The sequence below is a fragment of the Halomonas tibetensis genome, from assembly GCF_042643535.1.
Taxonomy (GTDB): Bacteria; Pseudomonadota; Gammaproteobacteria; order Pseudomonadales; family Halomonadaceae; genus Halomonas; species Halomonas tibetensis.
This window is the reverse complement of sequence record NZ_JBHRSQ010000009.1, coordinates 86,000-99,359: the sequence shown is the minus strand read 5'-3', so window position 1 is coordinate 99,359 and position 13,360 is coordinate 86,000. Positions and strand designations below refer to the sequence as shown.

The window sequence follows — 13,360 nt, the reverse complement described above, 5'->3', positions numbered from 1 at the left end:
ATGTCAGTCAGTTTTTCATTATGTAAATTACATTACGATACGTGCTGTTCGGAGATGCCGTGAACGATACCCACTCCCTTTCCCACCCCCGTCCGTCAGCGTTCTTTCCTGCAGGCGTCAAGGCCGAGCGCCATGTTGATATCGCTATCATCGGCGGCGGCCTGGTGGGGTCTAGCCTGGCCTGTGCCCTGCAACCACTGATCGAGCAGGCTGGGCTCTCGGTGGCGGTCATCGAGGCCGCGCCCATCCTCGAGATGGCCGACGCCTCCTTCCAGCCCAGCTTCGACGCCCGGGCTAGCGCCATCGCCCAGGGGTCGGCAGATCACTTTGCCGAGATGGGGCTGTGGGAAGCCATGGCCGAACATGCCAACCCGATTCGGCGCATTCATATCAGCGAGCGCGGCCGTTTCGGCGCGACACGGCTCTCAAGCGACGAGCTGGGAGTGACGGCGTTGGGGCACGTAATCCCCAACGCCTGGATGGGTCGGGTATTACACCGTCGCCTGGCAGAGATGGCTATTGACTGGCACTGCCCGGCCAGAGTGGAGGAGATTGTACCGGTGGCGGGCGGCCACGTGCTCACTCTGACCGAGGGAGATCAGCTCAAGGCGGGGCTCACGGTGTTGGCCGACGGCGGTCGTTCCGGGCTCAAGGAGCGACTCGGCATCGAGAGCGATAGCCACCCTTATGACCAGGTGGCATTGATCGCCAACGTTGAGCTGAGTCGGCCCCACGACGGCAAGGCCTGGGAGCGCTTCACCACCGAGGGGCCTATTGCCCTGCTGCCGCTACAAGGCCAGGCCATGGAGCTGGTCTGGACCCACCCGCTGGGTGCGGAGCATCGCCGCCTGGGGCTTTCCGACGGAGACTTCCTGGCTGAGCTGCAGCGGGCCTTTGGCGATCGCATGGGACGTTTTCGCCGAGTCGGACGCCGCCACACCTATCCACTCAGTCTGGTCACCGCTCGGGAGACTACTCGCCCGGGCCTGGCCGTACTTGGCAACGCCGCCCACTCGCTGCATCCCGTCGCGGGTCAGGGGTTCAATCTGGCGCTGCGCGGTGCGATGGACCTGGTGGGCGCTATGGAGGCGGGCCAGGAGCGCGGCGAGGCGCCTGGCAACGTCGCGGTGCTGGCGGACTTCGAAGTCCGCCGCCGCGCCGATCGCCATAATGTGGTGCGATTCAGCGACGGCCTGGTGCGGCTGTTCGGCATCGATAGCGTGCTGCTCTCCCATGCTCGGGCGGCGGGGCTGATCGGCCTTAATCTGGCCGGGCCGCTGCGCAGAGGCCTGGCTCGCCGAGCCATGGGTCTGGAACGCTAGGGGGCCGCCATGAGCGTTCCGGACCAGAAAGAGGTTAAGAAGATGACAATGGATGTACCAATGGATGTACCAATGGAGAGTACCGACAACGAGACTTGCCGAGAGGCCGCGGCCCCCGAGGAGATCGCTGACGTAGTGATCGTCGGCGCCGGCATGGTGGGGACGGCACTGGCCTGCCTGCTGGGCGAGGCCGGCGTAAAAGTAGTGCTGGTGGATGCCCGTGACGCCTTGCTGGACCCCGAGACGGTGGGGCTTGGACATCCTGGCATGCGGGTCAGCGCGCTGACGCCGGTTTCTCGAAAGTTGCTTGAGGGGCTGGGCGCCTGGGAGTGGATGGCGGCTCGTCGCGTCAGTCCCTACCGCTTCATGCAGGTATGGGACGCCGAAGGGACGGGTGAAGTCAGCTTCTCCGCCGAGCAGGCCGGCGTCGCCAGGCTGGGCCATATTGTCGAAAATGAGGTGACCCAGGCCGCCCTGGAACGAGGTCTGAAAGCGCTGGCATCGGTCAGGGTGGTGCTGGGTGCCCGGGTGACCGGGCTGGTGGAATCGGCCGATGGAGATCGGTGCGTCCACCTGGCGGATGGCCGCCGGCTGGTGGCGCCGCTTGTGGTGGGCGCCGATGGGGCCCGCTCGCCGCTGCGCGAGCTTGCCGGCATCGACGTCGACGCACACGAAACCGGCCATATGGCAGTGGTGACCACGGTAAAGGTAGAGCGGCCCCACGGGGATGTGGCTCGCCAGGCCTTCTTGCGGACCGGCCCCCTGGCCTTCCTCCCGCTGCGCCTGGGCGGTGAGCGTCACCACTGCTCGATCGTCTGGTCTACCTCGCCGGAAGAGGCTGAGCGTCTGCAGGAGCTGTCGACCGAGGCACTGGGAGAAGAGCTGGCTGCGGCCATCGGGCATCGACTCGGTGGGGTGACGGTGGTCGACAGGGCGGTGGCCTTCCCGCTGGTGCAGCGCCACGCGCAGCGCTATGTGCTGCCCGGCCTTGCGCTGGTAGGGGATGCCGCCCACAGCATTCACCCGTTGGCCGGCCAGGGAGTGAACCTGGGGCTGATGGATGCGGCTGTGCTGGCCGAGGAGCTGCTGTTGGCGCGCAGCCGTGGCGTAGCGCTGAGCAATGAACGCTGGCTGTCCCGTTACGCGCGTCGCCGGCGCGGTGATAATGCCGGCATGCTGGCGCTGATGAGTGGCTTTCGGCTGCTGTTCGGTGCACGCCACCCCGCGCTGACGCTGGCACGCAACATGGGGCTGGGAGCCGTGGACCGGCTCACCCCCCTCAAGAGATTAATGTTGCAGCAGGCCATGGGTCATCGGGGGCGGCTGCCGGTCTCCTGCCGCTGATGGCCGCCGGTGTCGAGTCGCGTCAGCGTCTGCTTAGTACGTTGAGCGCCTTGAGCAGGTTGAGAGCCTCACCGAGCTGATAATCCTCGCGCAGTCTCTCACTCAACTCGGTGCGCTCCCGCGGGGCCTCCTGAGAGCGCAGGTGGCCCTCCAGGTCCGCCTCGCGTACCTGCCGACCGCTCTCCGTTACCTCCACTCGACCGCGCACCACCTGCACATCGGGCTCGATGCCCTGGGCCTGAATCGAGCGACCGTTGGGAGTGTAGTAGAGCGCGGTGGTGAGCTTGAGCCCCTCTCCGTTGCCGAGCGGCATGATCTGCTGCACCGAGCCCTTGCCGAAGCTTTCGGTGCCCATCACCACCGCGCGACGCTGGTCCTGCAGGGCGCCGGCGACAATCTCCGCCGCCGAGGCGCTGCCGCCGTTGATCAGCACCACCAGCGGTACGCTGGGTGCGGCGGTTTCGAGGTTGGCGCGAAACTGCATCTCGGTGTCTGCCAGGCGCCCTTCGGTATAGACGATCAGGCCATCCTCGAGGAAGGCATCGGCCACGCCCACCGCTGCTTGCAGCACCCCGCCAGGATTATTGCGCAGGTCGAGCACCAGACCGGATAGCGGCGCGTCGCGTTCCAGACGGCGGATGTGCTCGCCGACCTGATCGCCGGTACGACTCTGGAACTGGCTGATCCGCAGGTAGCCGAAGCCGGGTTCCAGCAACTCGCTGCGCACGCTCTCGGTGCGAATGACTTCCCTGGTGAGTGTGACGGTACGCGCTGCGCTCTCGCCGCGGCGCTGTACGGTCAGCTCGATGGGGGTGCCCGGCTCGCCTCGCATCAGGTTGACCGCCTCCTGAAGCGACAGGCGCTCGGTGGGCGTGTCGTCGATACGCAGAATCTGGTCGCGGGCCTGGAGTCCGGCGCGGGAGGCCGGGGTATCGTCGATGGGGGTGATCACCATCAGCTGGCCGTCCTCCACCCCCACCTCGATGCCTATTCCGCCGAACTCGCCCTGGGTCGACTCGCGCAGGCTCTGGAACTCTTCGCGATCCAGATAGGCGGAGTGGGGATCGAGCTCGCTGAGCATGCCTCGCATGGCGTTGCGCAGCAGGGTGGCATCGCCCACTTCCTCCACATAGGCGCGTTTGATGCGTTCGAACACCTCGGCGAAGGTCTGGATTTCCTCCACCGGCAGGTCATCGTTCACTGCGCTGATGGCAGGAAGAGGGAGCGCCAGCAGGGCGACGGGAAGCAGCGAGGCCAGGAGGCGGCGCGGCGAGAGGGCGAGGCCGGCCCTGCCAGGCATGGGAAGCGCTGGGGTCATGCGATCTCCGCTGTTCCGGGACGGTAAGGGCCCAGCATAGCCCGCCGGCCCCGGGCAGGGAAATAGCGTGTCGCTCAGCGCGTAGCGATCCATGACTGGGGATCGATGGGATCGCCGCCGCGGCGCACCTCGAAGTAGAGGGCCGGGCGATGGTGGCCGCCGCTGTTCCCTACCGCCCCTAACACGTCGCCCCGGGAGACGGCCTGGCCTACCTGCACGCCAAAGTGCTGCAGGTGGGCATGCAGCGTCATCATCTGGTCTCCATGGTCGACGATAAGCAGGTTGCCGAATCCGCGCATCCAGTCGGCGAAGACGACGCGTCCGGCATGCACGACCCGGACCGGCGTGCCCTCTGCGGCCTGGATCAGGATGCCGTTGCGGTGCACGCCGTCGCCGGCCCGGAAGCGAGACGCAACGCTACCCTGGACCGGCCAGGGCAGGTCGCCACGGGTCTGCTCGATGGCGGTAGAAGGGGGAGGGCGATCGAGCCGCGCCAGCTCCTCCTGTACCTGGCGCAGCACTCGCTCGGCGTGGGCCCTGTCCTGCTCCAGTTCCGCGAGGCGAGCCTGCTCGCTGACGTAGCGGCCATCGAGTTCGGCCACCAGCTCCGCGCGCTCGCGCATCTGGTTCGCCAGATCGCTGGAACGGGCGGCGAGCTCCGAAGCGAGAGCGTTCAAACGCTCGCCGCGGGCCTCGAGATCGCGGCGAGTTTCTCCCAGGGCGGTATTCAATCGGGCCAGTTCATCCAGGCGCGCGTTGCGGGCCCGGGCCAGCTGGTTGAGGTAGTGCTGCAGGCGGTCGAGGCGGGCGGGATCGTCCTGGTTGAGCAGCAGCTTGAGCTGAGGGCTGCGGCCAAGGCGATAGAGAGCGTCGAGCTGAATGTTAATGGCGGCGACCTGGTCGGTTCGCTCCGCTTCCAGCAGGTCGCGTCGATGCTCCAGGGAGATGATCTCATCCCCAAGCGTGTTTCGCTCGGCCTGAAGGGTATCGAGGCGGCGATGGGTGTCGGCCAGGGCCGTCTCCACTCGGCGAAGCCCCTGGCTGGCTTCCGCCTGAGCTTCGCGCGTAGTGGAAAGGCGCCGTGAGGCGCCCTGGATCTCGTTGCCGATGGCGTCGAGACGCTCCCGCGCCGCCTGCTCGCTGGGCTTGGCGGCCAGCGGCGCGGCCAGACAGAGGGCCAGCAGTGCCGCAGCTATCTGTAAGGCTCCTCGGGGCAGGCAGGTGGGGCTGGCCATGGGCGGGCCGGCCCTCTTCAGGAGGCCGCGTCGAAGTCGATAAGCACCCGACCGGTCATTTCCTCGGGTACCGGCTGGTTCATCAGGCTCAGCAGGGTCGGGGCGATGTCGCACAGGCTGCCGTCACTCTTCATCCGGGCCGAGCGTGGGCCCACATAGATCAGCGGCACCTCGAAGGTGGTGTGAGCGGTCTGGGGGTTGCCGGTCTCGGGGTTGACCATCTGCTCGGCGTTGCCGTGGTCGGCAGTGACCAGGCAGGCGCCACCCACCTTTTCAATTGCCTCGACGACTCGGCCCACGCAGCCGTCTACCGCCTCGATGGCCTTTACCGCCGCGTCGAAGTCGCCGGTGTGGCCCACCATATCGCCGTTGGCGTAGTTGCAGATGATCAGGTCGTGGGCGCCGGATGCGATGGCCGCCACCAGGCGGTCAGTGACCTCGACGGCGCTCATTTCCGGTTTCTCGTCGTAGGTTTTCACGTCCCGTGGCGACGGCACCAGGATGCGGGTTTCACCAGGGTACTCAGCTTCCTGGCCGCCCGAGAAGAAGAAGGTGACGTGGGGGTATTTCTCGGTCTCGGCGATGCGCAGCTGAGTCAGGCCGCGGTTGGCTACTACTTCGCCCAGGGTGTTGGTCAGCCCTGCTGGCGGAAAGGCGGCGGGAGCGGGGATGTCGGCGGCATATTGGGTCAGCATCACCAGGCCCTCGGCGGCGAGCCGCGGGCAGACGCGTCGCTCGAAGCCGTTGAAGTCGGCCTGAACGAAGGCGCGAGTCAGCTCCCGGGCGCGGTCGGCGCGGAAGTTCATGAAGATGGCGGCATCGCCGTCCTCCAGCACCACCAGGGCACCGGCGGGTCGGATGCTGGTGGCGGCGACGAACTCGTCGGTTTCGCCCCGCTCGTAGGCGGCACGCAGGCCTTCCTCGGCGCTGGCCGCTGCGAATTCGCCGACGCCCTCGGTGAGGAGGCGATAGGCCTTCTCGACGCGGTCCCAGCGGTTGTCACGGTCCATGGCATAGTAGCGGCCGATGATGGAGGCGACGAAGCCGTGGTCGGCACCGACCAGTTCGGAGAGCCGCTGATTGGCGCGCTCCAGCGACGCCAGGGCGCTTTTGGGTGGCATGTCGCGGCCGTCCAGGAAGCCGTGGATATAGATGCGCTGCGCACCACGGCGAGCGGCCAGTTCGGCCATGGCGATGAAATGATCGTCGTGGCTGTGCACGCCGCCCGGTGATAGCAGCCCCAGCAGGTGCACCGCGCGGCCCGCCGCGATGGCAGCATCGATGGGCGCGGTCAGGGCGGCAATGGTGTCCAGATCGCCGTCCTCGACCGCTTTGGTGATGCGGGTGAAGTCCTGGTACACCACGCGTCCGGCGCCCAGGTTCATGTGGCCCACCTCGGAGTTGCCCATCTGGCCTTCCGGCAAGCCCACGTGGCGGCCATCGGTGTGAATCAGGGTGGCGGGGCAGTCTCGCTGCAGGCGGTCCATCACCGGAGTGCTGGCCGCCAGCACGGCGTTGTGGGCGGCGTCGGGGTTGTGGCCATAGCCGTCCAGGATGATCAGGGCGACAGGGCGAGGTATGCTCTGGCTTGCGGGTTGGGTCATGGGGCTATCCTCTGGCGTTGCGGTCGACACCTCCATGCCCTGGGCGGCTCGCGGCGCAGGCGCTTTGCCGTAGTCTGCCCGAGAAGGCAGACGACATAAGGGTGGGGTCGCGACAGATGGCGGTTTGCGGCATCATATCGCATGGCGCCGCCGGGCGTCATTGCCGGCCGCACCCCGCAGGACGTCGTGTATACTAAACGCCGTTCATTCGGCGGGCCCTTATGGCCCCGGCCTTTCCCCTTCGTGCACCGAGACAAGAGTTATCTGGACCCATGATCGATCAGCTGTTTGAATTCGTGCAGAATCACCCGCTGCTGGTGGGCGCCTTCCTGTTGGTGCTGACCGCCTGGATCCTCTACGAGGTTCGCAACAGCAGTGCCAACGGCGTGACCTCCCTTGAGGCGACTCAGCTGATCAACCGCGAGGATGCCGTCGTGGTGGATACACGCGATGCCGACGCCTTCAAGGCCGGCCACATTGCCGGGGCCCGCAACATCCCTCAGAGCCGCATCGACGAGCGCATGGGGGAACTCCATAAGGTCAAGGAGAAGCCGATTATCGTGGTCTGCAAGTCTGGCCAGACGGCGGGGACGACCGTGGCCAAGCTTCTCAAGGGCGGCTATCCCCGTGTGCTAAAGCTCAAGGGCGGCATGATGCAGTGGCAGGCCGACAGCCTGCCGGTCGTGCGCAAGTAATCTCACTTATCGCACCAACTTCGTTTATCGAGTCAAAGGACCTTTCCCATGGCGGAAGAGAACAACCAGAGCGCCGCTGCCGGCAACCCGGCGGCCGATCAGCAGGACAAGCCCCAGCTGCAGTTCTCCGTGCAGCGGATCTACGTGAAGGACCTTTCCTTCGAGGCGCCCAATTCGCCTGCGGTCTTTCAGCAGCCCTTCAAGCCCAAGGTCGGCCTGGATCTCAATACGTCCAGTCAACAGGTGGGCGAGGGGCTCTATGAAGTGGTAATCAAGGTAACCGCCCAGGTGACGCACAGCGAGGAGGGTACCACCTCGTTCCTGGCCGAGATCGAGCAGGCGGGACTGTTCCGCATCGCCGGGATCGAGGGCGCTCAGCTGGACCACACTCTGGGTGCCTTCTGCCCCAACGTGCTGTTCCCTTACGCCCGCGAGTGCGTCGATAACCTGGTCAATCGCGGTGGCTTCCCGCCCCTGATGCTGGCGCCGGTCAACTTCGAGGCGATCTACGCCCAGAAGAAGAAGCGCGAGGCCGAGCAGGCCCAGCAGCAGGGTGCCCAGACCACTCAGTAACGAATCGCCGGTGGTCCAGTGGTGATGATAAAGAAAGCACCGCGTATCCACGTCGCCGCCGACTTTATCGTCGGCGGCGACGTCGTTCTGCCAGTAGGCCCTGCCCGCCACGTGGTGCGGGTACTGCGGCTGGGTGAGGGCGCACCGCTGCGCTTGTTCGACGGCAGGGGGCTCGAGGCCAGTGCGGTGCTGGTTGAGGCCTCCCGCAAGCGGGTGGTGGTTCGCATCGAGTCGGTCGTCAACGGTCAGGGCGAGTCTCCTCTGATCGTCCATCTTGGCCAGGCGATCTCCAAGGGCGATCGCATGGACTACGCCATCCAGAAGGCCGTCGAACTGGGGGTGGCGGCCATCACGCCGCTTTACACCGAGCATGGCGACGTGCGCCTAAGGGGCGAGCGTGAGGTCAAGAAACTCGCCCACTGGCAGGCGGTGGCGATCAGCGCCTGCGAGCAGTGCGGGCGCGCCCAGGTGCCGCCGGTGCATCCCCCCTTGGCGCTGGCCGACTGGTTGGCCGAACGCGACGAAGCGCTACGTCTGGTGCTGCACCCGGCCACCGATTCCGAGGCCAAGGCCCTGCTGGAGTGCGAGGCTGTCCCGGCCAGCGTGGCCCTGGTGATCGGCCCGGAGGGAGGGCTCACCAAGGTCGAGGTCGACGCCGCCCGGACCCGGGGCTTCGCGCCGCTTTCGCTGGGACCGCGCATCCTGCGGACAGAGACTGCCCCGGTGGTGGCACTCAGCCTGCTGCAGTACCGCTTCGGCGACCTTTAAGCTTCGGCCACCTTCTAGAGGAACCCTCCATGTCCGATTTCCGCGACAGTCGCACCGACCGCCCCGCTCCCGGCAGGTGCTATCAAGCCCCGCACACCGCGGTGGGCGAGGTGGCCTACCTGGAGGTGGTCACCGTCAACGAGACCGGCGCCTTCCTCGACTGGGGACATCCCAAGGACCTGCTCCTGCCCTATGGCGAGCAGCGCTTCCGACCCAGCGTGGGCAAGCGGGTGCTGGTGAGGATCTATGAGGATCAGCAGGGCCGACCGGTCGCTTCCCAGAAACTCGATCGTTTTATTGCCGACGAGGCCGAGGGCCTGGCGGCAGGCGACGAGGTAACCCTGGTGATCGCCGATCAGACCGACCTCGGCCTCAAGGCGGTGGTCGACCACCGCTGCTGGGGGTTGCTCTTTCGCGATGACATCACCCGCCCACTGCGCCGTGGCCAGCGCCTGACCGGCTATGTGAAGCGTTTGCGTGAGGATGGCCGCCTGGATCTGTCGCTACTGCCGCCGGGCTCGGCGCGCCTGGACGTGGTAGGGGAAACGGTGCTCAAGGTACTGCGCGAGAGCGGTGGCTACCTGCCCTTGGGCGACAAGAGCGACGCCGCCGAGATCAAGGCGCGGCTGGGAGTGAGCAAGAGCGCCTTCAAGCAGGCCACTGGCCGGCTCTACAAGCAGCAACGGATCACCCTGGAGCCTACCGGCATCCGGTTGGTGCCCGGGGGCGAGTAGCCGGAACAGCCTCGAGCTTTATTGCCTCGGGTAAGAGTCCTCGGTGACCCGGCTAACCGCCTTGGTGGACGCGATATCCCTGCGGCATACTGGCCGCATTCATACCCTTGACCGGAAACCCGACGTCATGAGCGAACGCGCGCTGAAGATCGGCGTGGTGATGGACACCATCGCCCACATCGCCTACAAGAAGGACACCACCCTTGCCATGCTGTGGGCCGCCCAGGAGCGCGGTGCCACGCTGCACTACCTGGAGCAGGAGGACCTCTTTCTGCGCGATGGCCGGTCCTACGGCCGCCTGCGGGATCTCGAGGTGCATCGCGATCCGGCCCACTGGTTTGATCTCGGCGAGCCCGAGGCGCGTCCCCTGGCCGAGCTCGACGTGATTCTGATGCGCAAGGATCCACCGGTGGACGCCCACTTTCTGAATGCCGTGCACCTGCTCGGCTTCGCCGAGCGCGAGGGGGTGCTGGTGGTCAATCCCACCCGGGCGCTGCTCGAGTGCAACGAGAAGCTCTTCGCCCAGCAGTTCCCCCAGTGCTGCACGCCGACTCTGGTCTCCTGCAGCGAACCCGAGCTGCGCACCTTCCACGCCGAACATCAGGACGTGATCTTCAAGCCCCTGGACGGCATGGGCGGCAGCGGGATCTTTCATGTGAGCCCCGAGGGACGCAATATCGGCGCTATCATCGAGACCCTGACCGAACGCGGTCGCCGTCAGATTATGGCCCAGCGCTATATTCCCGAAATCAGTGACGGCGATACCCGCATCCTGCTGGTGGACGGAGAGCCGGTACCCTTCGGTCTCGCCCGGGTGCCCATGGCCGGCGAGACCCGCGGTAACCTGGCCGCCGGCGGCACGGGAATCAGCCGCGAACTCACCGAGCGCGACCACTGGCTGATCGGCCAGGTGCAGCCGATGATCCGCGACAAGGGGCTGATGTTCGTCGGCCTCGACGTGATCGGTGACTATATCACCGAGATAAACGTCACCAGCCCCACCTGCGTCCGCGAGATTGACGACCAGCGGGGCACCGATATTGCCGGGCTGCTGCTCGACGCCATCGAGCGACGGCTCGCCGCTCAGCGGGCGCCTGGACAGCGGGTATAACACAAGGGGCCGGGAGCCTGCCCATGACCTTTCATGTCAGCGATCCCATCCAGTATGCGCCCGTCACCCGGCTTTACCGCCGCTGGCTGGCCTGGTCGCTGGCGCTGCTGCTGCATCTAGCAGTGATCGGCGTAGTGGCCAGCTGGCAGTTCGCCGCGCCACCCGCCCCGCGCTCGAGCCTTGATGTGGTGCTGGTGACCCGCCCTGCCGAGGCGCCGGTGACAGCCGACGCTATCGCCGAGGCCGACCAGCAGGCCGCTGGTGAACAACAGGAGGAGGCACCGGCGGAGTCTCGCGCGGCGCCTATGGAGGAGCTGCCGCCGGTGCAGGAGAGTGCCAGCGACGTGGATCCGGCCACCCCGGCCGAGCCGGAACAGGCGCGGGTCGAGCCCGAGGCACGCCCCGACGAACAGTCGCCGCCCGCCGCCGAGAGCGAGCAGGCGCTCGATACCCCTCCGGAGCCTCGCGAGAGCGCCCCCCAAGCGGCGGACGCCGCGGCTCCGCCAAGTGCCACGGCCCCATCGGCGTCGGGCCGCGACCTGCTGGCTCAGGCCACCCGCAGTATCCGTGAGCAGGGCCTCAGCCTGGAGGCGTCGGGTCCCGCCGGCGACAGCCCGCAGCTGGCCGCCCAGCGTGCCGCCGAGGCCCGCTATATCGACGACTGGACCCGCCGGGTAGAAGACTACGGCAACCGGGTGCATCCGGCGCCGCGCCACCTCCAGGGACAGCTGCGCATCCGCGTGGTGATCGGTCGTGACGGCAGGCTTCGCCAGGCGGAGGTGGTACAATCGTCGGGACATGCCGAACTCGACCAGGCCGCATTGGATACCGTGCGCGGGGCCTCACCCTATCGTCCCTTCGACGCGGGTATGGGCAGCCTGGATAGCCTCTCCATCACTCGTGTCTGGCGGTTCGGCCAAGGCAATCACTACGGCGTGCGATAGGACCCGCCGGGGAGTCTTATGCAACATTTCGGTTTGAAGGACCACTTCCTGCTGGCGATGCCGCACCTGGAAGACCCCAACTTCGCCGGGAGCCTCAGCTACCTGTGCGACCACGACGAGAACGGTACCATGGGGGTCATTGTCAACCGGCCACTTGAGCTGACGCTGGAGTCGCTCTTCGAGCAGTTGGAGCTGGGCGGTGAGGAGAGTCCCCATCGCAATGCGCCGGTCTACTACGGTGGCCCGGTACACAAGGACCGCGGCTTCATTCTGCATCGCGGTGCCAGCACCCGCTGGGACTCCAGCATCCAGGTTACCGAAGCGCTGTCCCTGACCACCTCAATGGACATGCTCCAGGCCCTGGCCGCGGGCGAGGGTCCCGAGGACTTTCTGGTCTGTCTGGGCTGTGCCGGCTGGGAGGCTGGCCAGCTGGAGCAGGAGATCCTCGAAAACGCCTGGCTCACCGTGGAGGGGCGCTCCGATATTCTCTTCGAGGTACCGCCGGAGCAGCGTCTACTGGCGGCCGCCGGTATTCTTGGCGTCGATCTTAACCTGATGACCCGCGAAGCAGGGCACTCCTGATGCCGTTGCCGTTGATGTCAGGGCGACGCTGATGGTGAGGGCCGGTGAGCGGCTGGTGCTTGGGTTCGACTTCGGCACACGGCGTATCGGGGTGGCGGTGGGCAACGAGCTGTTGGCCAGTGCCCGCGAACTCGACCCTCTCACGGCTCGTGACGGTATTCCCGACTGGACCCGGGTGGCTCGGCTGGTTGAGGAGTGGCAGCCCGATATCTTCGTGGTGGGACTGCCGCTGACCGCCGCGGGCGAGGAGCAGCTGATGAGCACCCGCGCCCGCAAGTTCGGGAAACGCCTGTACGGGCGTTTCGGCGTTCCCTGCGAGATGGTCGACGAGCGAGGTTCCACCGGTGAGGCCAAAGTGATCGCTCGAGAACTCGGGCATCGCGGCAACTATCGGGAGGAGAGCGTCGACGGCATCAGCGCGGTGCTGATCGTCGAACGCTGGTTCGCTGCCCGGGAGGGGCTTCCCGGGCGCTGAGCGTCGGTCTCAGGCCGGATCCGCCCGGCTGAAGTCCTCGACCGAGAGACCGGTAAACTTCTCGAGGAAGAAGACCAGTGTGGCCGGGTGGTGGAAGCGTTCCTCGAAGCTTTCCTGCTGCCCGTCATGACGGCGCGTCACGCTGGCCCGATACTCGCTGCCCGTCTTCACGAGTTGAGCACTGGCCTCCCGGCTGCCCTCGTGTTTACGCGCCTCGAGCCGCGACTGACTCTCAAACAGGGTCTCCAGACGCAGGCCGGCTTCGAGCTCCTCGGGCGAGGCCCAGAGTGCCTGGTCGCGGTCACCGTAGTAGTAGAGAAGCACCGCCAGCAGTACCGCGAAGACGGCGCTGGTCAGCATCCAGGTCAGCGTGATGCCATCCAGTGAGATCGACAGCAGCGCGACGAGCTGCACCGCTGCGCCCACGGCGAGTATGCCGGCCAGCGGCCGCCACATTCTCGGCCCCATGAAACCACGCCCCAGGATGTACCCCCACAGCCCCACTACCGCAAGGCCCCCCACCGCCAGGTGCACCAGGGCCAGAGCAGTGCCGCCTCCGGCCAGCAGGGCGATCACCCCAATCAGCAGCAGCAAGGTATAAAACACTGCCAGAAGTTGATAGGCGCGTTGCAGGTTCATGGGTCTTTCCTCTCGG

The 13,360-nt window shown here is 66.5% G+C and carries 14 protein-coding genes; 10 read left to right on the top strand and 4 right to left on the bottom strand.

What is annotated here, in order from left to right:
- The first annotated feature begins 140 nt into the window (after window positions 1–140).
- Together ubiH and ACFODV_RS06750 are read left to right on the top strand one after the other, a co-directional pair.
- On the top strand, window positions 141–1,322 hold the full coding sequence (gene ubiH / locus ACFODV_RS06755) for a 2-octaprenyl-6-methoxyphenyl hydroxylase (protein WP_379757256.1): 1,182 nt from the start codon (window positions 141–143) through the stop codon (window positions 1,320–1,322).
- Between the two features lie 60 nt (window positions 1,323–1,382).
- Window positions 1,383–2,666, top strand: coding sequence for a UbiH/UbiF/VisC/COQ6 family ubiquinone biosynthesis hydroxylase (locus ACFODV_RS06750; RefSeq protein ID WP_379756608.1), 1,284 nt, complete (start codon window positions 1,383–1,385; stop codon window positions 2,664–2,666).
- Window positions 2,667–2,688: 22 nt separating this feature from the next.
- On the opposite strand, the gene ACFODV_RS06745 is transcribed toward ACFODV_RS06750, so the two are convergent.
- The 3 genes from ACFODV_RS06745 to gpmI all read right to left on the bottom strand — a co-directional run bounded on the left by ACFODV_RS06745 (window position 2,689) and on the right by gpmI (window position 6,823).
- Window positions 2,689–3,984 carry a S41 family peptidase gene (locus ACFODV_RS06745; RefSeq protein WP_379756605.1) on the bottom strand — a complete coding sequence of 432 codons (1,296 nt, stop codon included), beginning with the start codon at window positions 3,982–3,984 and terminating at the stop codon, window positions 2,689–2,691.
- Window positions 3,985–4,058: 74 nt separating this feature from the next.
- Complete coding sequence (locus ACFODV_RS06740; protein ID WP_379756602.1) at window positions 4,059–5,219, bottom strand: murein hydrolase activator EnvC family protein; 1,161 nt, start codon at window positions 5,217–5,219, stop codon at window positions 4,059–4,061.
- Window positions 5,220–5,236: 17 nt separating this feature from the next.
- The gene (gpmI, locus tag ACFODV_RS06735; protein ID WP_379756600.1) at window positions 5,237–6,823 is read right to left on the bottom strand and encodes a 2,3-bisphosphoglycerate-independent phosphoglycerate mutase; all 1,587 of its coding nucleotides are present in this window, start codon (window positions 6,821–6,823) and stop codon (window positions 5,237–5,239) included.
- 272 nt (window positions 6,824–7,095) lie between these two features.
- Between gpmI and ACFODV_RS06730 the strand changes: the two genes are divergently transcribed.
- The 8 genes from ACFODV_RS06730 to ruvX all read left to right on the top strand — a co-directional run bounded on the left by ACFODV_RS06730 (window position 7,096) and on the right by ruvX (window position 12,705).
- Entirely contained in the window at window positions 7,096–7,518 is a 423-nt protein-coding gene (locus ACFODV_RS06730) for a rhodanese-like domain-containing protein (RefSeq protein WP_379756597.1), read from the top strand.
- A 48-nt stretch (window positions 7,519–7,566) separates the two neighbouring features.
- Window positions 7,567–8,091, top strand: coding sequence for a protein-export chaperone SecB (gene secB / locus ACFODV_RS06725; protein ID WP_379756594.1), 525 nt, complete (start codon window positions 7,567–7,569; stop codon window positions 8,089–8,091).
- Window positions 8,092–8,115: 24 nt separating this feature from the next.
- Window positions 8,116–8,859, top strand: coding sequence for a 16S rRNA (uracil(1498)-N(3))-methyltransferase (locus tag ACFODV_RS06720; protein WP_379756591.1), 744 nt, complete (start codon window positions 8,116–8,118; stop codon window positions 8,857–8,859).
- Between the two features lie 29 nt (window positions 8,860–8,888).
- A complete protein-coding gene (locus tag ACFODV_RS06715; RefSeq protein ID WP_379756588.1) occupies window positions 8,889–9,593 on the top strand; it encodes a CvfB family protein in 705 nt (234 codons plus the stop codon).
- 127 nt (window positions 9,594–9,720) lie between these two features.
- Window positions 9,721–10,704 carry a glutathione synthase gene (gene gshB, locus ACFODV_RS06710; protein ID WP_379756585.1) on the top strand — a complete coding sequence of 328 codons (984 nt, stop codon included), beginning with the start codon at window positions 9,721–9,723 and terminating at the stop codon, window positions 10,702–10,704.
- Between the two features lie 23 nt (window positions 10,705–10,727).
- Window positions 10,728–11,648 carry an energy transducer TonB gene (locus tag ACFODV_RS06705; protein ID WP_379756582.1) on the top strand — a complete coding sequence of 307 codons (921 nt, stop codon included), beginning with the start codon at window positions 10,728–10,730 and terminating at the stop codon, window positions 11,646–11,648.
- Window positions 11,649–11,666: 18 nt separating this feature from the next.
- Entirely contained in the window at window positions 11,667–12,230 is a 564-nt protein-coding gene (locus tag ACFODV_RS06700; RefSeq protein ID WP_379756579.1) for a YqgE/AlgH family protein, read from the top strand.
- 31 nt (window positions 12,231–12,261) lie between these two features.
- The gene (ruvX, locus tag ACFODV_RS06695) at window positions 12,262–12,705 is read left to right on the top strand and encodes a Holliday junction resolvase RuvX (protein WP_379756576.1); all 444 of its coding nucleotides are present in this window, start codon (window positions 12,262–12,264) and stop codon (window positions 12,703–12,705) included.
- A gap of 9 nt (window positions 12,706–12,714) precedes the next feature.
- Here the strand turns inward: ruvX and ACFODV_RS06690 are convergent, their stop codons facing one another.
- The gene (locus ACFODV_RS06690; protein ID WP_379756573.1) at window positions 12,715–13,344 is read right to left on the bottom strand and encodes a hypothetical protein; all 630 of its coding nucleotides are present in this window, start codon (window positions 13,342–13,344) and stop codon (window positions 12,715–12,717) included.
- Between the last annotated feature and the right edge of the window lie 16 nt (window positions 13,345–13,360).

Coding starts and splice junctions, on each gene's coding strand:
- ACFODV_RS06750 (WP_379756608.1), top strand. CDS start 1,383: ATGGATGTACCAATGGAGAGTACCGACAACGAGACTTGCCGAGAGGCC.
- ACFODV_RS06745 (WP_379756605.1), bottom strand. CDS start 3,984: ATGACCCCAGCGCTTCCCATGCCTGGCAGGGCCGGCCTCGCCCTCTCG.
- ACFODV_RS06740 (WP_379756602.1), bottom strand. CDS start 5,219: ATGGCCAGCCCCACCTGCCTGCCCCGAGGAGCCTTACAGATAGCTGCG.
- gpmI (WP_379756600.1), bottom strand. CDS start 6,823: ATGACCCAACCCGCAAGCCAGAGCATACCTCGCCCTGTCGCCCTGATC.
- ACFODV_RS06730 (WP_379756597.1), top strand. CDS start 7,096: ATGATCGATCAGCTGTTTGAATTCGTGCAGAATCACCCGCTGCTGGTG.
- secB (WP_379756594.1), top strand. CDS start 7,567: ATGGCGGAAGAGAACAACCAGAGCGCCGCTGCCGGCAACCCGGCGGCC.
- ACFODV_RS06720 (WP_379756591.1), top strand. CDS start 8,116: ATGATAAAGAAAGCACCGCGTATCCACGTCGCCGCCGACTTTATCGTC.
- ACFODV_RS06715 (WP_379756588.1), top strand. CDS start 8,889: ATGTCCGATTTCCGCGACAGTCGCACCGACCGCCCCGCTCCCGGCAGG.
- gshB (WP_379756585.1), top strand. CDS start 9,721: ATGAGCGAACGCGCGCTGAAGATCGGCGTGGTGATGGACACCATCGCC.
- ACFODV_RS06705 (WP_379756582.1), top strand. CDS start 10,728: ATGACCTTTCATGTCAGCGATCCCATCCAGTATGCGCCCGTCACCCGG.
- ACFODV_RS06700 (WP_379756579.1), top strand. CDS start 11,667: ATGCAACATTTCGGTTTGAAGGACCACTTCCTGCTGGCGATGCCGCAC.
- ruvX (WP_379756576.1), top strand. CDS start 12,262: ATGGTGAGGGCCGGTGAGCGGCTGGTGCTTGGGTTCGACTTCGGCACA.
- ACFODV_RS06690 (WP_379756573.1), bottom strand. CDS start 13,344: ATGAACCTGCAACGCGCCTATCAACTTCTGGCAGTGTTTTATACCTTG.